This window comes from Cryobacterium sp. N21 (genome assembly GCF_002929575.1).
In the GTDB taxonomy this organism is placed as follows: domain Bacteria; phylum Actinomycetota; class Actinomycetes; order Actinomycetales; family Microbacteriaceae; genus Cryobacterium; species Cryobacterium flavum.
Genome location: NZ_PJJQ01000034.1, coordinates 103,756 through 127,771, shown reverse-complemented (window position 1 = coordinate 127,771; position 24,016 = coordinate 103,756). Strand labels below are relative to the sequence as shown.

The window sequence follows — 24,016 nt, the reverse complement described above, 5'->3', positions numbered from 1 at the left end:
GGTGCTCGCAACTAGTCGATGGGTTCGCTGGGGCGCGCCCCTCCTCGTGGTCCTGCTGGCCGCCGGATTACGCTTGTGGAACCTCGGCGTGCCGCACGCTCTCGTGTTTGATGAGACCTTTTATGTGAAGGACGCCTGGACCCTCTTCAATAACGGGTATGAGTCCACCTGGCCGGCCGACGCCAATCCCTTGTTCGAGGCCGGGCAGACCGACATCTTCACGACGGATCCGTCGTTCGTGGTGCACCCGCCGCTCGGTAAGTGGCTCATCGCCCTCGGCATGAACCTGCTCGGTCCCGGCAACCCGTGGGGCTGGCGCCTGGCCACCGTGGTGGTCGGGGTGCTCGCGGTCGTGCTCATCATGCTCGTGGCCCGCAAGCTGTTCCAGTCGCGCCTACTGGCCGTGATCGCTGGTTTTTTGCTCGCCATCGACGGTCATGCCATCGTCATGAGTCGGGTTGCTCTGCTCGACAACTTCGTGATGTTCTTCGCACTGCTCGGTTTCGGGGCGATCCTGATGGATCGGCAATGGCACGCGACGCGTCTGGCCGCCCGGACGGCCGGGGTGAGCGACGTCGGATGGGGCCCGACCCTGTGGTGGCGACCGTGGCTGCTTGCCGCCGGTCTCGCCTTCGGCCTGACCAGTTCGGTGAAATGGTCGGGGCTGTACTTTCTGGCCGCTTTCGGCGTCTACCTCGTTGTCGTCGACGCGCTCGCTCGGCGCCGTAACGGCGTCACTTTCTGGGCCAGTGCCGCCATTCTGAAGCAGGCCCCCGCCACGTTCCTGCTCTTGGTTCCCGTGGCCGTCACCACGTTCTTCGTGTCCTGGACGGGCTGGTTCGTCACCCGCGGCGGGTATTACCGGGAGTGGGCAGACGGGGCTGGAGCGGCCTGGACCGGTCCGCTCGCTTGGGTTCCGCACACCCTGCAGAGTTTCTGGCACTACCAGGCGGCCGCATACACGTACCACGTGGGCCTCGCCACGCCGCATCCGTACCAGGCCAACCCGGTGACCTGGCTGTTCATGATTCGCCCGACCAGCATGTACTACCGCGGTTCCAGTCAGGGCGAATTCGGCTGCCAGTTTCAGAACTGCTCCGAGGCGATCACCTCGGTCGGCAACCCGCTGATCTGGTGGGCGGCGACCGCCGCGCTGTTCTACCTGGTCTACCGACTGGCCCGATACCGGGAATGGCGGGTCGGCCTTATTCTCATGGGAATGGTCGCCGGCTACCTGCCGTGGCTGATGTACCTGAACCGCACGGTTTTTCAGTTTTACACGATCGCGTTCGAACCCTATCTGCTGCTCGGCCTCGTTTTCGTCATCGGCATGTTCCTCAAGCGAATTCCCGAACTGTCCAGGCCAGAACACCGGCATTCAGCACATTCGCAGGTGTACGAATATGACCCCCAACCGCGGGTCGGAGCGCTTGGCGCCGTCATTGTCGGCCTCGGGGTGGCGCTGCTGCTGACCGCGTTCTTCTTCCCGGAATGGACCGGAATGCAGACTCCATTCGCGTTTTGGCAGCTCCACATTTGGATGCCAAGTTGGCGATAGATCGGTCAGATACATTCCATTTTTGGCATATAATGACTGAGAATGCTGTGTGAATGAGGCACGGATTACGCTCCGGCGAACGTAGACTGACGATTATCTGCTCCACGAGTAATTGCTCACGTCCCGGCTGAGAAGTCCCGATCCACAAAGGCCTCATGTCGGAAGCACTAGCCGCACCCTCGGTCCGCATCATCAGGACCCGGCCGGGTGGAGACACAAAGAACCCCACAACCGAATATTCGGCGCTCCTGCATACCGTGCGCAATCTCGGCCTTCTCGGCCGTCGCACCGGTTTCTACTGGATGGTCTTCTCCATTCTCGTCGTGGCCACGCTCGGCGCTGCTGCCGGGTTCGTTCTGCTCGGCGATACCTGGTACCAGCTGATCATCGCCGGCGCGCTCGGCATCATCTTCACCCAGTTCGCTTTTCTGGCCCACGAAGCCTCGCACCGCGCCGTGTTCACCTCCGGCAGGGCGAATGACCGGGCCGGCCGTGTCCTGGCCAACCTCTTCGTCGGCATCAGCTACGCCTGGTGGATGACCAAGCACAGCCGGCACCACGCCCAGCCGAACGTCATCGGCAAGGACCCCGACATCGAGCCAGACTTCATCGTGTTCCGCGAAGAAGACGCCAAGAAGGTGAGCCGGCTCGGCGCTATCGTCACCCGCAAGCAGGGCTACCTGTTCTTCCCCCTGCTCATGTTCGAAGGCATCAACCTGCACATCCAGGGTTTCAAAACCGTCTTCGGCAAGAACAAGGTCAGCGAACGCTGGGTCGAGATCACGATGCTCGTCACGCGCATCACCGCCTACTTCGCCGTCATCTTCTACTTTCTGCCGCTCGGCATGGCCTTCGCCTTCATCGGTGTGCAGATGGCCGTGTTCGGTGTCTACATGGGCGCATCGTTTGCTCCCAACCACAAGGGGATGCCGCAGCTTCCGGCCGAAAGCCGCGTCGACTTTCTGCGCCGCCAGGTTCTCACCAGCCGCAACATTCGCGGTGGCACCTTCATCGACACCTACATGGGTGGGCTCAACTACCAGATCGAACACCACCTGTTTCCGAACATGGCCCGACCGCACCTGCGGAAGGCGCAGGAGATCGCCAAGGAATACTGCATCTCCCACAACGTGAAGTACACCGAAACCGGCGTCTTCGAGAGCTATGGCATCGTCATCGCCTACCTCAACAAGGTGGGCCTGGCCGCGCGTGACCCGTTCGATTGCCCAATGGTGCAACGCTTCCGCACGCACTAACACCACCCAGTTTGCCTCAGGCCGTTTCCCCTCTGGGAGGCGGCCTGATGCAGTTAAATGGCAGTACCACCGCCGGAACCGGTTCCGACGCCGCGCCTACGGCTGCCCCCTCACCATCCGCAACGTCGCCCAGTCGCTCGTCTACACGACGACCCTCGGCAAGGGCACCCTCACGCTCGCCCCGACCTTCGCCCTGAGCGTTCCGGCCAACACCTTCCGTTCCAACTACTCGGATGCGGTCGGCAGCACCGCCGTCGACCCCTACGTGTCGACCATCACGTTCACCATCGCGTAGCCACCGTTCTCGGCAGGTCCATGGACCTCTCGGGTAATGCCCCGCACCTCAGGGTGCGGGGCATTGTTGGGTTAACTCCCGCGTGCGGGTGCCGTACCATGAAGACCGTGACAGCGTACGTCTCAGCCCTGGACCTCTTTTCCATCGGAATCGGCCCGTCCAGTTCCCACACGGTGGGTCCGATGCGTGCTGCCCGCGTTTTCGCCGAAGACCTCGTGGCGACCGGCCGTCTGGCCGAGGTGGGACGCATCCGCTGTTCCCTCTTCGGATCGCTCGGGTCAACCGGTCTCGGCCACGGTACGCCCGACGCCGTCCTCGCCGGGCTGACCGGGCTGCGCCCGGAGACCTGCGACCCCGACCAGGTGCGTTTCGCCTGGTCCGGCCTGCGCGATGGCGCCACCCTCACTCTGCTCGGTGGGCACCGCATTCCGATCAGCACGAGCGACGTGCGCTTCGAGCCGCGCACCCGTCTGCCCGGCCACCCCAACGCGCTCACCCTCTCGGCCTGGGCGACCGACAGCGCAACGGATGCCCCGCCCCTGCTCGAGGAGACCTTCTATTCGATCGGTGGCGGGTTCATCCGCCGCGGCACCGAACGCTCGAGCGCACAGGCCCGTGTCGCTCAACCACTCCCCTACGATTCCAGTGCCGAATTGCTCGCGCTGTGTGACGCGCACGAGCTCACCATCTGCGAGGTTGCCCGCCGCAACGAGGAAGCGATCCACGGTGCCGCAACACTCGACGCGGGCCTCGACGCCATTTGGGACGCCATGCACACCTGCGTCGACGCCGGGCTCAGTCACACGGGGCTGCTGCCAGGGGGCCTCAAGGTCAAGCGTCGGGCCGCGGCGGTACGTATGCGCCTGGAGGAATATGACGGGCTGCCGCTGCGCGACCGCGACACCTCCACCGAATGGTTGCACGCCTTCGCGCTCGCGGTGAACGAGGAAAACGCGGCTGGCGGCCGGGTGGTCACCGCACCGACCAACGGGGCGGCCGGCATCATCCCGGCCGTCGGTCACTACTACCTGCGCTTCGTTCCCGGAGCGGATGCCGCCGGCATCCGTCGGTATCTGCTCACGGCTGTGGCCATCGGTTCCCTGGTCAAAGCCAACGCGTCGATCTCCGGAGCCGAGGGCGGCTGCCAGGCCGAGGTGGGCGCGGCCTGCGCCATGGCCTCCGGCGCGCTCTGCGCTGTGCTCGGCGGCACTCCGCGACAGGTGGAGAATGCGGCCGAAATTGCCATGGAACACCATTTGGGGCTCACCTGCGATCCGGTCGGGGGCCTCGTGCAGGTGCCCTGCATCGAGCGCAACGCCATTGCCTCGTCGACCGCGGTGTCGGCAGCCCGGCTGGCGCTGCACGGCGACGGAACCCACCTGGTCTCGCTCGACACCGTGATCGAGACCATGCGGCAGACCGGACTTGACATGATGACGAAGTACAAGGAAACCAGCGAGGGCGGGCTCGCCGTGAACGTCATCGAGTGCTGACGGACACCCCTGAATGGGGGTAGTCAGCTCCGTGTTGCCGCCATGTCGGCAGCCTAAACTGGCTGAACGCGTGCATCGACGATGTCGCATCGCGCCTCTTGAAAGGGTTGAACCATTCGCAGCACACTCGCACGCCGCCCGTGGGGCATCATCGTTGCCGCTCTCCTGCTCGTGGTGATGGCTGGCTGTGCCGGCGAACCGGCTCCGGCCGTCACTGTGACCATCACCCCGGCCGTCACGCCGACGCCCACACCGAGTCCCACGCCGACACCGACGCCCGTTCCCACCGAGGAGGCGGCGCTGATTCCGAACCCGACGGTGCCCGACCTCGTTCCCAACGCAGAGCCGGTGCCGCTCCCGCAGGGGCCGGCCGCTGACCAGGGCGCTACGCCTAGAGCCCGCGGCACCACGACCGCCGACGGTGCGGGCGCACTACTCACCTACACCGTCGTCGAAGGCGACGCGTTCTTCGACATCGCTCAGCGGTTCAATATTCCGGTGCAATTGCTGCTCACCATGAACCCCTCGGTACCGGGGCTCGGCGAAAACATCTACATCAAGCAGGTCATCAACCTGGACTGGACCACGACGCGCTAACCGGCCGGAGTTTCACCGGCCACTGTGTCGCCGGATGACTCGACCCGGCACCGGTTCCGTCGGGTGTCGGCGGCCCCCGCTAGCCTTGCACCATGAGTTCTCCCGTTCCGCCTTCGCGCCTTGTGTCCAGCCCCGTTGTCTCCAGCCCCGTTGTCTCGACCCAGTGGCTTGCCGATCATCTCGGTTCCGACAACCTGGTCATTCTCGACGCCACCGTGTTTGCGCTAGCCCCGTCCACGACCGAGTCGGGGGCGGCGGGTCCCCGCTACCTCAGCGGTCGTGACGATTACCTCACCAAGGGGCACATTCCCGGGGCCGTGTTCGCCGACCTGTTCGACGTCTTTTCCGACCCGGCCGGTGAATTTGATTTCTCCCGGCCGAACGCCGACCTGTTCGAGAAGGCGGCGGCATCCGTCGGTATCGACAACGGCACGACCGTAGTCGTCTACGACGCCGTGGTCGGCCAGTGGGCGGCCCGCATCTGGTGGTTGTTCCGCGCCTTTGGCTACGACGATGTCGCCGTGCTCGACGGCGGCCTCACCAAGTGGCACGCCGAAACACGCCCCTTTGCGACCGGCGGCGTGCGTCCGCGGGTCGTCGGCGGGTTCACGGCAGCGCCGCGTCCCGAGCTGTGGGTCGACAAGAGCTTCGTCGAGTCCATCGTGGCAGGCGTAGCGGATGCCGCCCTCGTTTGCTCCCTGCCGCCGGCGGAATTCGCCGGCACGGCCGGTTCCCGCCCGCGTGCCGGGCACATCCCCGGCAGCATCAGCCTGCCGGCCAGCACGCTCGTGGATCCTGCCACGAACGCGTTCCTGCGCGGTGACCAGCTCGATGCAACGCTTTCCCCAGCCGTCACGGCTTCAGCGGCGGGTGCGTCGGGTCACCTCGTCACCTACTGCGGCGGCGGTATCGCCGCGGCAGCGAGTGCTCTCGCGCTCATCCGCGCCGGTAACGAGCACGTATCGATCTACGACGGCTCGCTCAACGAGTGGGCCGCCGACGCCGCGGCGCCGCTGAACGCGCCCGGCGCGTAGCCCACAGCACCCGCGCCGACGCCCGCCGCGGTGAGCGCGCCGGAATTCGGTGGCCGCTAGGTCGGTTCGTTAGCGGCCACCGAGATCGGGCACAGTCCTGGGCAGATCCACTGGCACGCGCCTGCGCGACGCCGCGCTAGAGGCGGTTCACCCCGGTGACGCGCACGACCGCCGCGCCGAGCTCGTCGGAATCGGCCAGGTTCACGCTCGCGCTGATCCCCCAGTCGTGGTCGCCGGCCGGGTCGTCGAGAATCTGCCGCACGGTCCACTCCTCGACGCCCTCCCCGATCATGAGCAGGTCGGAGCTGCGCGCGTTGCCGCCGGTGAGTAGCTCGTCGTGCTCGGCGAAGTAGCCGTCCATCGCGTCTGCCCAGACATCGGCCGAGTAGCCATGCTCGCGATCGAGTTCGCCGAGCTCGTCGTAGTGTTCCAGCGCGGCCAACTGCACCCGACGGAACAGCTCGTTGCGCACCAGAATGCGGAAGGCCCGCACGTTGGTGGTCAGGCGGCGAGGCGGCGGCGGCAGGATCGCGTGGGCATCCGCTTCGTGCGCGGCTAGGTCGGGGTGCAGCAGCTCTTCCCACTCGTCGAGCAGGCTCGAGTCCACCTGACGCACGAGTTCGCCGAGCCATTCGATGAGGTCGAGCAAGTCTTCGTTCTTGGCCTCGTCGGGAATGGTCTGCCGCGCGGCCCGATAGGCGTCCGAGAGGTAGCGCAACACCACGCCCTCGCTGCGGGCCAGCTTGTAGAACGCGATGAACTCGCCGAACGACATCGCCCGCTCATACATATCGCGCACCACGGACTTGGGCCGGAGCTCGAAGTCCGCGATCCACGGCTGCGAAGCCTTATAGGTGTCGAAGGTGTAGTTCAACAGTTCTTCGAGCGGCTTGGGGTGCGTGATCTCCTCGAGCAGCGCCATCCGCTCGTCGTATTCGATGCCCTCGCGCTTCATCGCGTTCACGGCCTCACCCCGGGCGGCAAACTGTTGCCCCATGAGCACGGGCCGCGGGTTGTCGAGGGTCGACTCCAGAATCGAGATCATGTCGAGCGAGTAGGTAGGCGATTCCGGGTCGAGCAGTTCGAACGCGGCCAGCGCAAACGGTGACAGCGGCTGGTTGAGCGCAAAATTCGCCTGCAGGTCAACGGTCAAACGGATGCTGCCGCTCGCGCTCTGCTCCACAATTCCAGCTTCACGCAGGGTCTTGTAGATGCCCAGGGCGCGTCGGGCCAACACCAGCTGGCGGCGCCACGGTTCGTGGTTGTCAAAGACCAGGGAGTGCACGTGGGCGAAAGCATCGCCGCCGCGCCCGATCACGTTGATGAGCATCGCCGCGGTCATCTGCATGGAGGGCGACAGGGTCTCGGGTTCGGCATCGACCAGACGGCGAAAGCTTGGTTCGCCCCAGGACACGAAGCCGTCCGGCGCCTTTTTGCGCACGATCTTGCGCTTCTTCTTCGGGTCGTCGCCGGCCTTCTCGATGGCCTTGAGGTTCTCGCTCTCGTGCTCCGGCGCCTGGATGACCACCGTGCCAGCCGTGTCGTAGCCGGCCCGCCCGGCCCTCCCTGCGATTTGGTGAAACTCCCGCACGTTCACCTGGCGCATTTTCACGCCGTCGTATTTGGTGAGAGCGGTGAACAGCACGGTGCGAATCGGTACGTTGATGCCGACGCCGAGGGTGTCCGTGCCGCAGATCACCCGCAGGTAGCCGCGCTGCGCGAGCTGCTCGACCAGCCGCCGATACTTGGGCAGCATGCCGGCGTGGTGCACGCCGATTCCCATGCGGATGAGCCGCGACAGGGTCTTGCCGAAACTCGTCGTGAACCGGAACTCGCCGATCAGTTCGGCGATGACGTCGCGCTGTTCACGAGTGGCGACCTTGGCGCTCGCGAGGGCCTGCGCGCGTTCCAGGGCGGCCGCCTGGGAGAAATGCACGATGTAGACCGGCGCTTTGTCGGTGTGCAGCAGCTCTTCGACCGTTTCATGCACCGGCGTCTGCTCGTAGTAGTAGCTGAGCGGGACCGGGCGTTCCACCCCGGTGACGACGGCGGTTGGCCGCCCGGTGCGCCGGGTCAGGTCGTCACTGATGAATTTCACGTCGCCGAGGGTGGCCGACATGAGGATGAACTGCACGCGCGGCAGGAGCAACAGCGGCACCTGCCAGGCCCAGCCGCGTTCCGGGTCGCCGTAGAAATGGAACTCGTCCATCACGACGAGGTCGACCTCGGTGTCTTCGCCGTTACGCAGTGCCAGGTTGGCGAGAATCTCGGCGGTGCAGCAGATGATCGGGGCGTCGGCGTTGACGCTCGAGTCGCCGGTCATCATGCCGACGTTCTCGGCGCCGAAGGTTTCGACCAGGGAGAAGAACTTCTCGCTCACGAGGGCTTTGATTGGCGCGGTGTAGAAGCTGCGCTTGCCGGCCGAGAGCGCGGCGAAGTGCGCGCCGACGGCCACGAGCGACTTGCCGGTTCCGGTCGGGGTGCTGAGGATCAGGTTGGCCCCGGAGACGATCTCGATGACCGCCTCCTCCTGGGCCGGGTACAGGGTGAGGCCTTGGTCGGTCGCCCAGGATTCGAACGCCTCGAAGAGAACGTCGGGGTCGGTTTCGTTTTCGAGGCGCGCAAGCAAAGACATAGTCCCTTAACACTGCACTACTTCTGCCGCTCCCGCCCCCGAACGGTACCCACGCCGTCCCTCCCCCGTGGCTAATTCAGGAAATCCCCTCGGAAAGGTGCACGAAGGCCGGGCAATCGGTCATGTCAGCGCCGATCTCCTGACTTAGCCACCAAACCCGGAGCCAAGATGTGACGGATGTCTGACGAAACCGGCGCGGACCCCGGGCAGAGTGCTAATCACAGCCGCCGGTTCTAGGCTGGCGGCATGGTTTATGTCACCCCCGATACCGCTGCGGCTGCGACCCCCCGCCGCGCCCGGGCCCTCTGGCGCCCGGCGGCCGCGGGACTCGCCGCAGCCCTGGCCGGCCTGGGCCTGGCCGAGCTGACTGCCGCATGGATCGCCCCCGGCGCGAGCCCGGTGCTGACCGTCGGCGCGCTCGTCATCGACATTGTTCCGCCCGGTGTCAAAGAACTCGTGATCGGCTTGTTCGGCACGGCCGACAAGTTCGTGCTCATCGTCACCATCGTGCTCGTGTTGGCCGTGGTCGCCGCTCTGGCCGGCATTCTTGAATCGAGGCGTCCGCCGTTCGGCCGTCTGCTTGTCGTGCTGATCGGCGCGATCGCCCTGTTCGCGGCGCTCTCCCGCTCGAGCGCCTCCACCCTCGACGCGGTGCCGCCGGTTGTCGCCATGGGGGTCGCCGCGATCGCGCTGACCTTCCTCACCACGAGGCTGCCGATACTTCGAGCCACCGAGAGCACCGCCGCCACACGCGACGGGGCGCTCAAACCGGGCGCACCCTTTGACACCTCGGACCGCGCCGAAACGCCCGGCCCCGACCGCCGCCGCTTTCTCGTCTACACCAGCGTCACTGCGGGCATCGGGCTGCTCGCCCTGGTCGGCGGCCAGCTCAGCGCCGCAGCGACCAGGGCAGCGGATGCCGCGCGCACGTTATTCACGCTGCCAGCGGCATCCGTTCGGCAGGCCGCAATACCGGCCGGGGCAAGCCTCGACGTGGCGGGCATCACCCCGCTGATCACGCCGAACGCGGACTTCTATCGCATCGACACCGCCCTGAGCGTGCCGCGGATCGACCCCACGACCTGGCGGCTGAGAGTCACCGGCATGGTCGAGAATGAGGTCGAGATCGACTTCGCCGAGCTGCTCGCGCTGCCACTCGAGGAGAGCACGACCACCCTGGCCTGTGTGTCGAACTACGTCGGCGGCGACCTGATCGGTAATGCCACCTGGCTCGGCTACCCGATTCGCGAGCTGCTGGCCCGCGCCACGCCCACGAGCGGGGCGGATATGGTGCTCTCCACGAGCCAGGACGGCTTCACGGCCGGCACCCCGATCGAAGCGCTGACCGACGGTCGCAACGCCATTCTTGCCGTGGGTATGAACGGCGAACCACTGCCGCTCGAGCACGGCTACCCGGTGCGCATGGTCGTGCCCGGGCTGTATGGCTACGTCTCGGCCACGAAGTGGATCGTCGAGCTCAAACTCACCCGATTCGATCAGGAACAGGGCTACTGGACTCCGCGCGGCTGGTCCGAACTCGGCCCGGTCAAGCTGTCCTCCCGGGTCGACGTGCCGCGCGACGGCACCTCGGTGCCCGCCGGATCCGTCGTCATCGCCGGCGTCGCCTGGTCGCAGCACGTGGGAGTGAGCAGTGTCTCCGTGCAGATCGACGACGGCCCGTGGAAGGACGCCACCCTCGCCGACGCGATCTCCGTCGACACCTGGCGGCAGTGGGCCTACACCTGGAGCGATGCGACCATCGGTAACCATACCGTCAAGGTGCGGGCAACGGATGCCGAGGGTCTCGTGCAAACGTCGGCCACCGCCGACGTCGCGCCCGACGGGGCCACCGGACTGCACGAGATTTCGGTGTCCGTCTCGTAAGTGACGCGCTGGGCGTAGGTTTGCCTGCCGAGCTCATGATTGAACCTGCACCCGGGCCGGTCTAGCGTGGGCAAAGCACCGCGATCGGCACGGTGCAGCCGGCCTTGTGCTCGTAGGGCGCGAAGAACAACGCCCTCGCCACGATCACGTCGCGCCACAGTGTCGCCCGCTCGGCCTCAGCGGCCACCCGCACCGTCACTGTCAGTGTTCGCGGCCCCACCTGCACTTTTCCGCGTCACGCGCGACGCTGGAACTGCGCCAGTACGCCGGAGTTTCGCCTCCCGCGTACTGGCGCAACTCCCGCGCGCTTTGGGATGACGGGCTAGCCGTTGGCACCGCTGGTGTTGATGACACCGTTCACGCCGGCCGGGAAGAACCCGCCCGAACGCACCGGAGCCGCGTTGAGATAGGTGATGTTGAGCACCTGGGCGGCGCTGCGGCTGAACACCAGGCCATTGGCGTCGGTCGGCACGAGGTTCGCCTTCGATGCGTTGCCGATGCCTTGGTCGAGGTCGGTCGGGCCGTCGACGGCGTCGCGCACATCGGAGATCGCCTGCACGGTCGTGTACACCGAGGGCAGCGCCACACCGAGCGCGTAGAGCGTGCTGCGGATGACGCCGGCGTGGTAGGCCTCGACCGCGAGCAGGCCGGCGGCCGCCTCGAGGTAGGTCTTGTTCGAGATCAGTGGCGCCGCGCCCTTGTAGGCGGTGACTCCGACGTCTTCGAAGATGAACGCGCCGAACAGAAAGTTCGCCTCGTTCGCGTACACATCGAATTTCTGTCCGGGCTTGACCAGTCCGGCCGCCTGGGCGGCGGCGGTGAAGCTCGCGTCGAGGTTGATCTTGGGGCGTGACACGGCGACGCTGCCGAGCGCGGACCGCAGGAAGGCCACGTGAGCTTTCTCGTCGGCGGCGATCTCGGCGGCGTACTTCTTGATGATCGACGTCTTGAAGTGCACCATTCGACCACCGGTCACGCCGCCGCGGGTACCGGTTCCGGTCGTCATGCTGTCGGGCAGCCCGCTGCCGGTCGTGGCCCGCAGATAGAACTCTGCCTCGAGGTACTCGAGGTTGAGTGCGAAGTTCAAAATGGACGCGTCACTCGGCGCGGCTGCCGGGCCGGTCGATTCCGCGGCCAAAGCCGGTGAGCCAGTGGCGAGCATGGCTGCTCCCACACCGAACCCGGCCACACCAGCCGCCCGCAGAAAGTTTCGGCGGTCCGAAGAATTCTCTGCACTGCGGTTGATAGCGCTGGTAATGAAACCCTGATCAAACATCCTTGTTCTCCTGTCGATTGGCGAATGTGCCGGGTGTGTCTGAAGTAACAACGGCAACCTACCCGCTCAAATCAATCTCCCGGATGGCTGGACACGGACGTAAGCAAACGATAAGAATTATGCTCACTTTGTAGGTTTTTGCCTTCTGTATGTTTTCCGGCGCGACTGGACGCCAGCAGAGCGGATGCCGGCAGCCCGCGCCCGCTCGTGCCAGCTAGCGAGTCAGAGCAGGAGCCCGTCGCTGCCGACCGGGGGTAGCCGGCGAGCCACCCGGCGATCGTGGAGCACCGCGATACCGTAGGCGGCGAAGTAGAGCACCACCATGGGAATGGCGAGCAGGAACATCGACACCAGGTCGGCGGCCGGGGTCGCGATGGCGGTGAACAGAATAATGACGAGCATCGCCACGCGCCAGGATTTGATGATGGAGCGCGCGCTGATCACCCCGGCGAAGTTCAGCAGCACGATGAACACCGGCAGCACGAACGCGATTCCGATGGCGATCATGAGCTTGAGCACGAAGTCGAAGTAGTTCTGCGCGTTGATGAGCGCAGCATCCTGTCGGGGCGCAAAGCTCGTCATGAGCTCGACCACGTGCGGCAGCACGTACCAACCGGCCGCGCACCCAGCCAGAAACAGCGGCACGGCAGTGAAGAAGAAACCGAAGGTGTACTGCTTTTCCTTGCGGGTGAGCCCGGGGGTGAGAAACGCGAAAATCTGGTAGAGCCACATCGGACTCGAGACGATCAGGCCGACATAGAACGAGATGCGCAGTTTGAGGTCGAACGCACTCGTAATGTCGGGGTAGTTGATCTGCGCGTTGCGATTCTGAGCTCGCACGATCGCGTAGATCGGCTCGCGCAGGCCGTCCCAGACGAAACTCGACAGAAACCAGCCGGCGATCGCACCGACCAGGATGCCGAGGGCCGCCAGAAAGAGCCGCTTGCGCAACTCCAGCAGGTGCTGTCCGAGAGACATCTTGCCTGTGCGCTTGTTTGCACCTTTATCCGGGGCGCTCCGCACCCCCTGCACGACCATCTGGCCTAGACCTTCGGGTTCGGCGTGCCGCTCGAATCGGTGCCGGAGCTGCTGTCGGTCGGTGTTTCTTCGGTGCTCTCCGGGGTGATCTCGCTCTTGAAGATCTTCATCGACTGACCGAGACTGCGGGCGAGCCCTGGCAGTTTCGGAGCGCCGAACAAGAGCAGAATCACGACGAGAATGATCAGAAAATGCCATCCGGTCAGGTTGCTGAGCATGTAAATTCTCCCTCGAATCAAGTCGGTCGTGCAGCAGTGTAACGGCCACACCCGTGGCGAAACCGGTTAAAGCTCAGCATTTTCTTGCGTTGTAACATTTTCCCTAGAAATCCGGGAGAAACGGATGCCTACCCGGCTGTTCCAGCGGCGGGTTCGGACGTGGCGAAGCGCTCGAGAACGTCGATGATGCGCATTTTGCAGCCGCCGCATCCGGTGCCGGCCCTGGTGGCAGAGCTGATGCAGGCGACGCTGGTGTTGCCGGCCGCGGCCGAGTCGGCGATGGCTCCGACCGTGACCCCGTTGCACCAGCACACGGTCGCACCCGGGTCGAACGCACTGCCCGCGGAGGACTCGTAGTCCGGCCCGTCGTAGCGCAGCAGGACGGAGCGATCGGCTGGCAGTTCGCTGCCGCGCTCGAACAGCAGCGTCAGTTCGGCGGCGGTGCGCGGCATGCCGACGCAGACGAACCCCTCGAGAATACCGTCACGGGTGACCATTTTCACGTAGCGCCCGTGCTCGGGGTCGGCCCACTGCGAGACGCTCAGCGGTGCCCCGGAGCAGCCGGCAGCGTGGGCGTCGATGCTGGCGTTATCAGCGGCACGATCCCACGGGTCGGCGCCAGTGTTTCCCACCGACACGACGTCGATGCCCTCGGCCTTCAGCATGACCACGGCCGACACCGAAGCCGCCAGCGGCAACGCCGCACCCCGGCCTACCATCTCGACGGTGAATCGCGCTGCCAACCAGTCGGCCTGGCGCCAGCCCGGCCCGATCAGGCCGCTGAGCCCGCCGGAGGGCAGCGCGGTGGAAGCGCCGGCGCGAGGCGCAGGAGCCACGTGCGCGCAGTCGCCGATCGCGTAGATGCGCGGGTCTCCCCAGCTCTGTAGGTTTTCATCGACCAGGATTCCGGTCGACACCGGCAGGGCCGCCAGCTGGGCCAGCTCGATGCGGGCGCCGACACCGCAGGAGAGCAGCAGCAGGTCGCCGTGGATCTGCTTGCCGTCAGCACAGATCAGGGCGTCGAACCGGTCCACTCCGTCGTCGTCCTCGTGAAAGAGCAGGCTCTCGGCGCGAGAGTGGTTGACCATGGTCACGCCGGCCCGGCGGGCGCTCTGCGCGAGCACGCTGCCGCCGCCGCGGTCGAGGTTGCGTGCCATGGGAATCTCGCCGTGATAAACCACACAGGCCTGGGCACCGGCGGTCGCCGCAGCGAGAGCAATCTCCATACCGAGCACGCCCGCGCCGAGCACGACGATGCGGGCTCCGGCAGTCACGGCCGCGAGCACCCGCTGCGCGTCGTCGAGGTCACGCAGCACGGTGACCCCGCGCGGGAGTGGGGCGCCGCTGGTGTCGAGGGTGGCGGCATCCGCTGGCGGCGCCTGGCGATCGCGGTGTACGCGGGTGACGCCGTCGAGGGTGGGCACGTTGGCACGGGCGCCGGTGGCGAGCACGAGCCGGTCGTAGCGCAACAGCGTGTCATCGCTGAGCGACACCGCACGGCGACTGCGGAGGATGGCCGTGACGCTCAGGCCCAGGCGCAGGTGCACGCCAGCCTCCCGGGCGGCGAGCGTGTCGGTGATATCCAGGCTCTCCCGGTCGGCGTTGCCGACGGCATATTCGGCGATGAGCACCCGGTTGTAGGCGTCCGCGCTCTCGGCCCCGACTACGGTCAGTATCGCCGCGCCCTGCCGCACGAGCGGCAGCAGCTCGTCGACGAAACGGGCACCGACCGGGCCGTAGCCGACCAGCACGATGTGCTCAGGGTTCCGGTGTTCAGACATGGGCGCCTGCTTCCACGAGCGCACGCACTCGAACGGTCGTCTTCTTGAATTCGGGCATACCGCTCACGGGATCGGTCTCGTCGTCCGTCAGCAGGTTGGCACGCTGATCGCCGGCAAAGTGAAACGGCAGAAAGACCGTGTCAAAGCGGATGTCGGTGCTCACCTCGGCCCGGCAGCGCACCGTTCCCCGGTCGTTGCTGACCTCGACCCAGGCCTCGTCGATGATGCCGAGCTGCTCCGCGGTAGCCGGGTGCAGCTGCAGTCGGGCCTCCGGCTGGGCATCGGCGAGCTCGCGCACGCGCCGGGTCTGGGTGCCGCTTTGGTAGTGCTCGAGCAGGCGGCCGGTGATCAGCGTGAGGGTGCCGTCGACCTGCGCCGGTGCACCGAGGCGACGGGCCTGGACGGCGACGAGGTGGGCGCGGCCGTCGGGGTGGGCAAAGCGGTCAAGAAATAGGCGGGGCGTTCCGGTGGACCCTGCGGGATACGGCCAGAAGGCCGGCTCTTCGGAGTCGAGCAACTCATAGCTGAGCCCGGAATAGTCGGCCAGGCCTCCCGCCGACGCCCGGCAGAGTTCGTCGAACACCTCGGACGCTTCGGCGCTGAACGTTGACGCCGAGTCGAGCCGGCGAGCGAGTTCCTGCCAGATCCACAGTTCGCTGCGCACGCCCTCCGGCGCGTCGACGGCCAGGCGGCGACGGATGACGCGGCCCTCGAGCGAGGTCATCGTGCCCTCCTCTTCGGCCCACTGGGTCACCGGCAGCACGACATCGGCGAGCACCGCAGTTTCGGAGAAGAAGAAGTCGGCGACGACCAGAAAGTCGAGGGTTTTCAGGGCGGCGCGCACCCGGTTTGCGTTCGGAGCCGAGACGACCACGTTAGAGCCGTGCACGAGCAGGCAGCGGATGCCGCCCGGCTCGCCCAGCGAGCTGAGCAACTCGACCGCGGGAAGCCCAACGCCAGGCAGGCTATCGGGGTCGACACCCCAGACCTCAGCGACATGCGCGCGCGGCGGGATCGTTGATCTTGCGGTAGCCGGGCAGCTGGTCGCATTTCTGCCCGTGTTCACGTCCACCCTGCCCGTTGCCCTGGCCGGTGAGCGTGCCGTAGCCGGAGTGCGTCGTGCCAACAAGGCCGAGCACCAGGCTGAGATTGATCGCGGCGGTGGCCGTGTCGGTGCCATCGGCGTGCTGCTCGACGCCCCGCCCGGTAAGGATGTAGGTGCCGCTGCCGGTCGCTGCTCCGCGCGCAGCCCCGCCAGCGAGGCGCCGGGCTAGTTCACGCAGCTGCCAGACCGGCACGCCGGTCTGTTCCTGTACCCGGGCCGGCCACCACTGGCTCACGCTGCGGCGCACCGCGTCGAAGCCCGTGGTGCGGCTCGCCAGATAATCGAGGTCGGCGAGTTTCTCGGCGATGACGATGTGGGTCAGGCCGAGCAGCAGCACGAGGTCGCTGCCGGGGGTCGGCTGCACGTGCATGCCGGCGCCGTCGTCGGTGAGTCGGGCGGTCGCGGTGCGGCGGGGGTCGACGACCACGAGTCCGCCAGCGGCGCGGGCGCCCTCGAGGTGGCCGATGAACGGCGGCATGGTCTGCGCCAAGTTGGAGCCGAGAATCAAAATGGTGTCGGCCGCGTCGAGCTCGTCGACCCGAAACGGCAATCCCCGGTCGAGGCCGAACGCCCGGTTTCCCGCGGCGGCGGCGCTCGACATGCAAAACCGGCCGTTGTAGTCGATGCGGCTGGAACGAAGCGCCACTCGGGTGAACTTGCCGAGCTGGTAGGCCTTCTCGTTGGTCAGGCTGCCGCCGCCGAACGCGCCGACCGCGTCAGCCCCGTGTTCCGCCCGGGCCTCGCGGAGTTTCGAGGCGACGAGGTCGAGTGCGTCGCTCCAGGAGGCCGGCTCGAAGGTACCGTCAGCCTGTCGCAGCAGGGGTTCGAGAATGCGGTCCGGCGATGTGAGCAGTTCAGCAGAGGTCCAGCCCTTCTTGCACAGGCCCCCGCGGTTGGTCGGAAACTCCCGGCCCGTGACCGTCACGACTGCGGTGGCCTGCGAAACGGATGCTGCGGCATCCGTTTCAACCGGCGTTTCGACCGGGGTCAGCGTCATCGCGCACTGCAGGGCGCAGTACGGGCAGTGGGTTCGGGCCACGGGCATGGGTTCCTAGATCTTCTGGCCGGCGACGGACGAGCCGCGGCGGAGGTAGACGAAGGCGGTGACACACATCATGACGACGTAGGCCATGGCGAAGGCGTAGATCGCGCTGGAGTAGTCGCCGGTCGTTGTCTTGGAGTGGCCGAGCACCTGCGGGATGATAAATCCGCCGGAGGCTCCGACAGCCGAGATGAGGCCGAGGGCTGCTGCCGTCTTGCGTTGCGTGTTGACGTCACCCGAGTTCTGGTGGGCGTCTTTCACTCCGCTCTTGGCCGAGAACACGCTCGGAATCATACGGTAGGTCGAGCCGTTGCCGATTCCGGTGGCGACGAAGATCAGCAGGAAGCTGCCGAGGAACGCCCAGAAGTTTCCGAGCGGCAGCACCGCGACCACCACGAGGGCACCGACGGCCATGACGCCGAAGGCTGCGACGGTGACGGATGCCCCGCCAAAGCGGTCGGCGAGGCGTCCGCCAGCCGGGCGTGCCAGCGAACCGACCAAGGCGCCGATGAAGGCGAGCGACAGCGAGGCGGACGCGACCTGGAAGGTGGAGTAGGCGGGAAACTGGTCGGCGATGAGCTTCGGGAAGACGCTCGCGAAGCCGATGAAGGAACCGAAGGTGCCGATGTAGAGCACGGCGAGAATCCAGAAGTGCGGCTCCTTCACTGCGGCGATGGATCCGGCGAAGTCGGCCTTGGCGTTGGTGAGGTTGTCCATGTACTTCCAGGCGCCCCACATGGCCACCAGGATGAACGGGATCCAGAACCAGCCGGCGAGCGAGATATTGAGGGTACCGACAGCGCCGAGGGTGATCACGATCGGCACGATGAGCTGGGCCATCGAAGCGCCGAGGTTGCCGCCGGCCGCGTTCAGGCCGAGCGCGTAGCCCTTCTGGCTCTGCGGGTAGAAGTAGGTGATGTTCGACATCGAGCTGGCGAAGTTGCCGCCGCCGAAGCCGGCGAGCGCGGCGACGAACAGCATGACGCCAAACGGGGTGTCCGGGTTGCCGACGCAGAAGCCGAGAGCGATCGAAGGGATCAACAGCAGTCCGGCCGAGATGATCGTCCAGTTGCGGCCACCGAACTTGGGGACCAGGAAGGTGTACGGGAAGCGCAGCGTGGCGCCGACGAGGCTCGGCATGGAGATGAGCCAGAACACCTCGGCGGTGGAGAAGGTGAAGCCGGCGGCCGGCAGCGACACGACGACGATGCTCCAGAGCTGCCAGACCACGAAGCCGAGGAACTCGGCGAAGATCGACCATTTCAGGTTGCGGGAGGCGATGAGTTTGCCACCCTGTTGCCACTGCTTCTTGTTCTCGGGGTTCCAATTGTCGATCCATCGACCCGGACGGTGCACCAGCACCGCCTCATCGGTACTGGGTGCGGTGGTGCCTGGTGCTGATTCAACGGTGCTGGATGTCATCGAAATCCCCTCAGGAGGTGGTGCAGAGCTGCAGGCAGCCCGGGCGGCTTCCCTGCTTCGACGTTAGCCAGCGCGTGTTTCCGGCCAACGTGGCACCCGTTACCTTCCGATCACCAGATCATCACAGGCTGTTCGGTGGGATGTTGGGGCGCTGTTACATGACGGACACATTCCAGGCGTGGTCCGGTGATACGGGCAGCGGATGCCGGGCGTGGCAGAATTGGACGACCTGCGCCCTGCGTATCCGCTGTTTGAAAGGCCCGCACATGACGATCACTGCCGCCGCCGACGGTTCTGCCCTCGGAAACCCCGGACCGGCCGGTTGGGCCTGGTACGTCGACGACTCGTCGTGGGCGGCCGGCGGCTGGAAGCACGCCACCAACAACCAGGGCGAGCTGAAGGCCGTGCTCGAACTGTTTCGCGCGACAGCACACATCGACGACGACCTGCTGGTGCTGTGCGACAGCCAGTACGTGATCAACTCGGTGACGAAGTGGATGAAGGGCTGGAAGGCCAAGGGCTGGCGCAAGGGCGACGGCAAACCGGTGATGAACCTCGACCTGCTGAAGGAGATCGACAAGGCCATCGCCGGCCGCCGGTACCGCTTCGAATGGGTCAAGGGACATGTCGGGCATCCGCTCAACGAGGCTGCCGATGAGCGTGCGCGCGGCGCGGCCGAGGCGTTTCAACGCGGTCGGCCGGCACCGGCCGGGCCTGGTTTTGCCGGGGCTGCTGCGGTAGCCGAACCGGTGGTGGGGGCGCGAGCTGCGGCATCCGTCGGGCAGAGCGGCACGGGCGCGCCGACCCTCACCTCGGGCCGGGTCACCGAGCGGGCCGCCGCTTACTCGCACGACGAGCTGTTCTCGTTCGACGACCTCGGGGATGACATCGGCGAGGACCACCGCGACCTCACCGACCCGCACGGCCCCGACGCGATGCGCAGCACCAGTGAGCTGCACCGGGTGATGCTCTCGCTCAGCGCCGAGGAACACCGGCGCCTGGTGCAGCGCGCTACGGCCCGCGGAGTGACGATCGAGGAGTACCTGCGCGGCCAGATCTGAGCCGCGCTTGCTCACACCGGCCCGTTGACGGACCAGCCCACAGCGGCCAACCGGGCCGTGAGACCATGGAACATGACCGTTTCACCCTTTGACCCCGCTCAACTACACGCGTTTGAGACCGCTCTCAGCGAACGCCGGCGTGAACTGAACCTAGAGTCCCAGCGCCTCGCAGACACCTTTGCCGGCGTGCAAAGCTCGCGCAGCGACGGCTCGGCCGACGGCGCCCACGACGCTGAGGCGTCCTCGCTGCGCGCCGAATGGTCACGCATGTCGGGGTTCCAGGGCGAAGCCGTCCAAGAACTCGCGGCGATCGATCGGGCCCTGCAGCGGATCGTCGACGGCAGCTACGGCCTGTGCGTGCGCGGCGGCGAACGCATTCCGCAAGGGCGGCTGGAGATTAAACCGGCCGCTGACCTCTGCATCATGTGCGCGGAGAAAGCCGCTCCGCGCCGCCGCTAGCCCGGCAATCCGTTGCTGGGACTGCTGCGCGATGACCGCCGGTCGGGTACGGCACTGACGGTGCTGGACAGGTGCCGCATCCGCTGGGGAGAGCTGGTGGCCGTCACCGGCTTGGCGCCGGGCGACCCTCTGACCAGTTCGACAGGTCATTGGTGCTGCTCGACCCTCGCCGGCGCTTCGGCCACAGCATCGGAGATTTTCTGGGTGCCGAAGTAGGCGGTCAGAATCAGGATCAGTGCTGTTCCTGAGAAGATTCCGTCGAGAATTCCGGCCGGAAGAAGAGAGATCATCAGTGCCATCGTGACGATGCAATTGATGACCGAGAGTGCCAGGCCCCACAGGCGATCGCGCAGAATTCCGATCGCCCCGATCAGTCGCAGGGCACCGAACACTCCGCTCATCACCATCATGAGATAAAGATTGTCCTGCAGGTACGGCACGATGAACGAGAAATGTTCCGAGATGGTTCCCTGCTCTATCCCGAGCAGGAGCAGGGGAATGACTCCGATGAAGACGCTGAATTCCATCAGTCCGCCCTGCACGATCAGCAGAATCGCGGCCGCCTTGTAGTTCTTCTTCATGTCATTGCCCCCGGCAGCCAGTCTAGCGAGGGGTCGGCGCTAGTCCGTGTCGGGGTCTGCTCGACGCGCTCGCCACGATCGGCCACCTCGACCAGGGAACGTAGGTTTTGCGGTGGTCGCCTTTTTGGCCCTCGCCTGGGTCATAGCCCTCGCCGCCTGGCGGTTCGGCCACGTTGAAGAGAAATGATCGGCCGGCGAGGGCTCACGCCACGAATGAACGCGGTCAGCGCACCCCGATGAGAGAGCGCAGGCCGAATTCGGAGACGATCGGAATGCCGTAGTCCCGAGCCTTGCCGGTCTTTCCGGTGAGTGACGCCGGGTCCGCGGCCACGAGCAGCCGGGTGCGCAGGGTGACCGCCGTACCCAGGGACAGGCCCCGTGCGACCAATTCCCGGCTCCAGTCGGAGCGGGCACGGGCCATGTCACCGGTCAGCACGACGATGTCGCCCTGCTCCAGCAGCAAGGTGTCGATCGACGCGATCGGCAGCTGCACCACCGATGCGGGTGCCGCCAGTGCTGCGGCAACGACCTCCGGAGCGACGTCGAGCATGCGTGCGACCGCGATCAGATCGGCGGAATCCGCGATGCTGAGAGCTCCGTTCGACCAGGCCACCCGCACGAGATCCTCGAAATAGCGACGGTGCAGCGCGGTGCCCTCCGCGGCATTGATGCCACTGAATTCGGCCAGGACCCGAAGTTCATGTGTTTCTCGAGGCCCGAGAACCCGATCGAGCAGGCACAAATCGAGCAGGGCGAGGTAGTCGAGGTGTTCCTCAGGGCCGGTGTAGTCGGGGAGTTTCACGGCCGCGCGGGCCAGGAAGCTCGGTCTTGCCACCACGTCGCGCGGAGTTAACGGGTCGCGCTGCACCCACTCGGCGTCGGTACCCGCCGCAATTCTCGGCCAGGCAGAACGCTCGGCGCGGTCAAGCGCGTCGATCCACGGTGCAGCTGTCGGCGAGCCGTGCACGTAGGCGGCCAGCAGGCTCGCGCACGCCACGCCCTGCACCAGAGCACCGGGGCCTGGTCCGATTTCGATGTCATAGGCGGCGCAGCAATCGACGAGGAGCCGACCGGCCCCGGGCAAATACGTGCGGGCCAACTGCATGGTGCAGACCGCCTCCAGTCCGCGCCCGGGGGCGTAGCCAATCAGCTCGAACTCGCGCATCAGAAATCCGGTGACGAACTGGGCGTTGTGCGTCACCAATACCCGGCCGCGCAGCAGATCGACCAGGCGCGGTGCAATCTGCTCGAAGGTCGGCGCGCGAAGCAGTTCGGCCGTGCTGACGCCGTGGTTCGCCACGTCGCCGGCGTTGCTTCCGGGGTTGATCACCGTTTCCCAGCGCTCAGCAATGCGACCACCCTCGTCGAGGTGCACCACTGCGACCTCGACGACCCGATCCCGCTGATACGGGAACAGTCCGGTGGTTTTCAAACATATAACGGCGTATCCACGTTCGGGCATGGTCACACTCCACAATCTTGTGTTGTGAAGTTATCCGCAAACCCCGCTCGACGCGACAGCCCGTTCGGGGGCTTGAGGGTTTTACCGCGCACTGCTTTAGTGCTTAGTTGGTCGCAGTAGTCTTCCTGGCCGAGTTTTTCGGCGGCAACAGGGTGTCGGCTTCCTCGAGTGACATTCCGTTGGTTTCGGGCACTTTGCGCAACACGAACCAGAACGAGAGCCCGGCGAACAGAGCGTAGAGCCCGTAGGTGATCGGCAGGGACGCATCCGCCATCGGGGGGAAGCTGACCGTGATGAGAAAATTCGCGATCCACTGGGCGGCCGCGGCCAACCCGAGGGCCTTGGCGCGAATGGAGTTGGGGAACATTTCACCGAGGAGCACCCACACCACCGGTCCCCAGGAAGCTCCGAACGAGATCACGAATAGGTTCGCGGCAACCAGCGCGATCGGGGCCCAGGCCCCGGGCAGGCTGAGCTCACCGTCGAGAGTGACCGACTGGCTGAACGCGACCGCCATTGTGGCGAGCGACACCGTCATACCGATGGACCCGGCCAGCAGAATTGGTCGCCGTCCGATCCGGTCGACCAGGGCGATCGCGACCAGGGTGACCAGGATGTTGGTCACACTGGTGATCACCGAGATGGTAAGTGAGTTCGATTCCGCGAAACCGACCGCCGACCACAGGGTGGTCGAGTAGTAGAAGATCACGTTGATGCCGACGAACTGCTGGAACACCGAGAGGATGATGCCGACCCAGACGATCGGCTTGAGACCGAACGCTCTGCCGCGCAGCGAACCGGACTTGTGCGAGCGGGCATCGACCTCGATCGAGCGGCGCATGTCGCGAATCTCCCGGTCCACGTCACCGCTCGGCCAGAGCCGGGTGAAGACGGCGCGGGCATCCGTTTCTTTGTCTTTCAGAATGAGAAAACGTGGGGATTCCGGCAGGATGAACGCGATACCGCCGTAGACGATGGCGGGTACGGCACCGGCCAGGAACATCCAGCGCCAGGCTTCGACGCCGAACCAGAACTCGCTGCCGGCGCCGCCCGCGCTCTCGGCGAACACGGCGTCGGAGAGCAGGGCCGTGAAGATTCCGAGGGTGATCGCGAGCTGCTGCAACGAGCCGAGCCGGCCGCGCATCTGCCGGGGTGAAATTTCGGCGATGTAGGCCGGTGCGACGACGGATGCGAGACCGATACCGAGTCCGCCGACCACCCGCCAGACGATCAGGTCGACGACGCCGAACGCGAAGCCGGAGCCGATCGAGCTGATCAGGAACACGACGCCGCCGAGCACCATCATGGGGATGCGTCCGTAGCGGTCGGCGAAGCGCCCACCGAAGAATGCTCCGGCCGCGGCGCCGAGCAGCGCGCACGCTACCGCGAAACCTGTCAAAGTGGCGTTCAGCCCGAATTCCTGCTGCACCGCATTGACCGCGCCGTTGATGACCGAAGAATCGAACCCGAACAGAAACCCGCCGAGGGCACCGGCGACGGCCAGCGCGATGACTTTTCTGTTGGTACTGGGTGCTGCCAGATCAGTTGCCTTCACGGACGCGGTCATCGTGTTGTGTATCCCTTGTTCACCTAACTAGCCTACTTCGGGTGTCAGCGGATGCAGTGCCGAGCGGGCAATCAAGGGGTGTGCCCGGGACCGAACCGGCGTACAGCTGTCGTAGCAATTGCCTTCTGCGCAACAGGTGCGGATGGGTCGTCCTTTCGGCCCCGGCCGACGACCGTGTGGGAGTACCGCCATGACCAGTTCACGCACGATTTCTGACGCCGACCTGGTCGACCGTGGCGATGGAACTCGTCT

Annotated in this window: 19 protein-coding genes and 1 pseudogene; 9 read left to right on the top strand and 11 right to left on the bottom strand. The window is 65.9% G+C overall.

The genetic code is table 11. The features are described from left to right. Position 1: 1 nt before the first annotated feature. From CXY77_RS12740 to CXY77_RS12715, 6 genes are all read left to right on the top strand, one after another. On the top strand, positions 2-1,558 hold the full coding sequence (locus CXY77_RS12740; protein WP_104089356.1) for a dolichyl-phosphate-mannose--protein mannosyltransferase: 1,557 nt from the start codon (positions 2-4) through the stop codon (positions 1,556-1,558). A gap of 155 nt (positions 1,559-1,713) precedes the next feature. Beyond that, the gene (locus CXY77_RS12735) at positions 1,714-2,814 is read left to right on the top strand and encodes an acyl-CoA desaturase (RefSeq protein ID WP_104089357.1); all 1,101 of its coding nucleotides are present in this window, start codon (positions 1,714-1,716) and stop codon (positions 2,812-2,814) included. Beyond that, the gene (locus tag CXY77_RS12730) at positions 2,768-3,109 is read left to right on the top strand and encodes a hypothetical protein (RefSeq protein ID WP_104130179.1); all 342 of its coding nucleotides are present in this window, start codon (positions 2,768-2,770) and stop codon (positions 3,107-3,109) included. The genes CXY77_RS12735 and CXY77_RS12730 overlap by 47 nt, the downstream gene beginning before the upstream one ends. A gap of 107 nt (positions 3,110-3,216) precedes the next feature. Beyond that, positions 3,217-4,602 (top strand): L-serine ammonia-lyase, encoded by a 1,386-nt coding sequence (locus CXY77_RS12725; RefSeq protein ID WP_104089464.1) that lies wholly within the window; start codon positions 3,217-3,219, stop codon positions 4,600-4,602. Between the two features lie 216 nt (positions 4,603-4,818). After that, complete coding sequence (locus CXY77_RS12720) at positions 4,819-5,199, top strand: LysM domain-containing protein (protein WP_233197385.1); 381 nt, start codon at positions 4,819-4,821, stop codon at positions 5,197-5,199. Positions 5,200-5,291: 92 nt separating this feature from the next. Further along, positions 5,292-6,233: a sulfurtransferase gene (locus tag CXY77_RS12715; protein ID WP_104089359.1), complete on the top strand. Its 942-nt coding sequence runs from the start codon at positions 5,292-5,294 to the stop codon at positions 6,231-6,233. 136 nt (positions 6,234-6,369) lie between these two features. Here the strand turns inward: CXY77_RS12715 and CXY77_RS12710 are convergent, their stop codons facing one another. Next, complete coding sequence (locus tag CXY77_RS12710; protein WP_104089361.1) at positions 6,370-8,868, bottom strand: RNA helicase; 2,499 nt, start codon at positions 8,866-8,868, stop codon at positions 6,370-6,372. A gap of 246 nt (positions 8,869-9,114) precedes the next feature. Here CXY77_RS12710 and CXY77_RS12705 point away from each other — a divergent pair, with 246 nt between their 5' ends. Beyond that, entirely contained in the window at positions 9,115-10,752 is a 1,638-nt protein-coding gene (locus tag CXY77_RS12705; RefSeq protein WP_104130177.1) for a molybdopterin-dependent oxidoreductase, read from the top strand. Positions 10,753-10,813: 61 nt separating this feature from the next. On the opposite strand, the gene CXY77_RS20165 is transcribed toward CXY77_RS12705, so the two are convergent. From CXY77_RS20165 to CXY77_RS12675, 7 genes and pseudogenes are all read right to left on the bottom strand, one after another. After that, entirely contained in the window at positions 10,814-10,972 is a 159-nt protein-coding gene (locus CXY77_RS20165; protein ID WP_158252830.1) for a hypothetical protein, read from the bottom strand. Between the two features lie 102 nt (positions 10,973-11,074). Further along, a complete protein-coding gene (locus CXY77_RS12700; protein ID WP_092340623.1) occupies positions 11,075-12,028 on the bottom strand; it encodes a ferritin-like domain-containing protein in 954 nt (317 codons plus the stop codon). A 222-nt stretch (positions 12,029-12,250) separates the two neighbouring features. Continuing rightward, entirely contained in the window at positions 12,251-13,006 is a 756-nt protein-coding gene (tatC, locus tag CXY77_RS12695) for a twin-arginine translocase subunit TatC (protein WP_092340779.1), read from the bottom strand. 65 nt (positions 13,007-13,071) lie between these two features. Continuing rightward, positions 13,072-13,284, bottom strand: coding sequence for a twin-arginine translocase TatA/TatE family subunit (tatA, locus tag CXY77_RS12690; RefSeq protein ID WP_104130176.1), 213 nt, complete (start codon positions 13,282-13,284; stop codon positions 13,072-13,074). A 128-nt stretch (positions 13,285-13,412) separates the two neighbouring features. After that, complete coding sequence (locus CXY77_RS12685) at positions 13,413-15,065, bottom strand: FAD-dependent oxidoreductase (RefSeq protein ID WP_104130175.1); 1,653 nt, start codon at positions 15,063-15,065, stop codon at positions 13,413-13,415. Next, positions 15,058-17,215: pseudogene (locus CXY77_RS12680) on the bottom strand (molybdopterin oxidoreductase family protein). Before CXY77_RS12680 ends, CXY77_RS12685 begins: the two are co-directional and overlap by 8 nt. A 6-nt stretch (positions 17,216-17,221) precedes the next feature. Beyond that, positions 17,222-18,634 carry an MFS transporter gene (locus CXY77_RS12675; RefSeq protein WP_092340620.1) on the bottom strand — a complete coding sequence of 471 codons (1,413 nt, stop codon included), beginning with the start codon at positions 18,632-18,634 and terminating at the stop codon, positions 17,222-17,224. 266 nt (positions 18,635-18,900) lie between these two features. Between CXY77_RS12675 and CXY77_RS12670 the strand changes: the two genes are divergently transcribed. Together CXY77_RS12670 and CXY77_RS12665 are read left to right on the top strand one after the other, a co-directional pair. Beyond that, complete coding sequence (locus CXY77_RS12670) at positions 18,901-19,695, top strand: RNase H family protein (protein WP_104130174.1); 795 nt, start codon at positions 18,901-18,903, stop codon at positions 19,693-19,695. 72 nt (positions 19,696-19,767) lie between these two features. Continuing rightward, a complete protein-coding gene (locus CXY77_RS12665; RefSeq protein WP_104130173.1) occupies positions 19,768-20,154 on the top strand; it encodes a TraR/DksA C4-type zinc finger protein in 387 nt (128 codons plus the stop codon). Positions 20,155-20,300: 146 nt separating this feature from the next. Here the strand turns inward: CXY77_RS12665 and CXY77_RS12655 are convergent, their stop codons facing one another. From CXY77_RS12655 to CXY77_RS12645, 3 genes are all read right to left on the bottom strand, one after another. Next, positions 20,301-20,735: a hypothetical protein gene (locus CXY77_RS12655; protein ID WP_104130172.1), complete on the bottom strand. Its 435-nt coding sequence runs from the start codon at positions 20,733-20,735 to the stop codon at positions 20,301-20,303. A gap of 223 nt (positions 20,736-20,958) precedes the next feature. Beyond that, positions 20,959-22,197, bottom strand: a complete 1,239-nt coding sequence (locus CXY77_RS12650; RefSeq protein WP_104130171.1) for an exonuclease domain-containing protein — start codon at positions 22,195-22,197, stop codon at positions 20,959-20,961. A 103-nt stretch (positions 22,198-22,300) separates the two neighbouring features. Next, a complete protein-coding gene (locus tag CXY77_RS12645) occupies positions 22,301-23,764 on the bottom strand; it encodes a sugar porter family MFS transporter (RefSeq protein WP_092340614.1) in 1,464 nt (487 codons plus the stop codon). Between the last annotated feature and the right edge of the window lie 252 nt (positions 23,765-24,016).

Coding starts and splice junctions, on each gene's coding strand:
- CXY77_RS12655 (WP_104130172.1), bottom strand. CDS start 20,735: ATGAAGAAGAACTACAAGGCGGCCGCGATTCTGCTGATCGTGCAGGGC.
- tatC (WP_092340779.1), bottom strand. CDS start 13,006: ATGTCTCTCGGACAGCACCTGCTGGAGTTGCGCAAGCGGCTCTTTCTG.
- CXY77_RS12665 (WP_104130173.1), top strand. CDS start 19,768: ATGACCGTTTCACCCTTTGACCCCGCTCAACTACACGCGTTTGAGACC.
- CXY77_RS12685 (WP_104130175.1), bottom strand. CDS start 15,065: ATGTCTGAACACCGGAACCCTGAGCACATCGTGCTGGTCGGCTACGGC.
- CXY77_RS12670 (WP_104130174.1), top strand. CDS start 18,901: ATGACGATCACTGCCGCCGCCGACGGTTCTGCCCTCGGAAACCCCGGA.
- CXY77_RS12705 (WP_104130177.1), top strand. CDS start 9,115: ATGGTTTATGTCACCCCCGATACCGCTGCGGCTGCGACCCCCCGCCGC.
- CXY77_RS12645 (WP_092340614.1), bottom strand. CDS start 23,764: ATGACCGCGTCCGTGAAGGCAACTGATCTGGCAGCACCCAGTACCAAC.
- CXY77_RS12715 (WP_104089359.1), top strand. CDS start 5,292: ATGAGTTCTCCCGTTCCGCCTTCGCGCCTTGTGTCCAGCCCCGTTGTC.
- CXY77_RS12675 (WP_092340620.1), bottom strand. CDS start 18,634: ATGACATCCAGCACCGTTGAATCAGCACCAGGCACCACCGCACCCAGT.
- CXY77_RS12710 (WP_104089361.1), bottom strand. CDS start 8,868: ATGTCTTTGCTTGCGCGCCTCGAAAACGAAACCGACCCCGACGTTCTC.
- tatA (WP_104130176.1), bottom strand. CDS start 13,284: ATGCTCAGCAACCTGACCGGATGGCATTTTCTGATCATTCTCGTCGTG.
- CXY77_RS12700 (WP_092340623.1), bottom strand. CDS start 12,028: ATGTTTGATCAGGGTTTCATTACCAGCGCTATCAACCGCAGTGCAGAG.
- CXY77_RS12735 (WP_104089357.1), top strand. CDS start 1,714: ATGTCGGAAGCACTAGCCGCACCCTCGGTCCGCATCATCAGGACCCGG.
- CXY77_RS12650 (WP_104130171.1), bottom strand. CDS start 22,197: ATGCCCGAACGTGGATACGCCGTTATATGTTTGAAAACCACCGGACTG.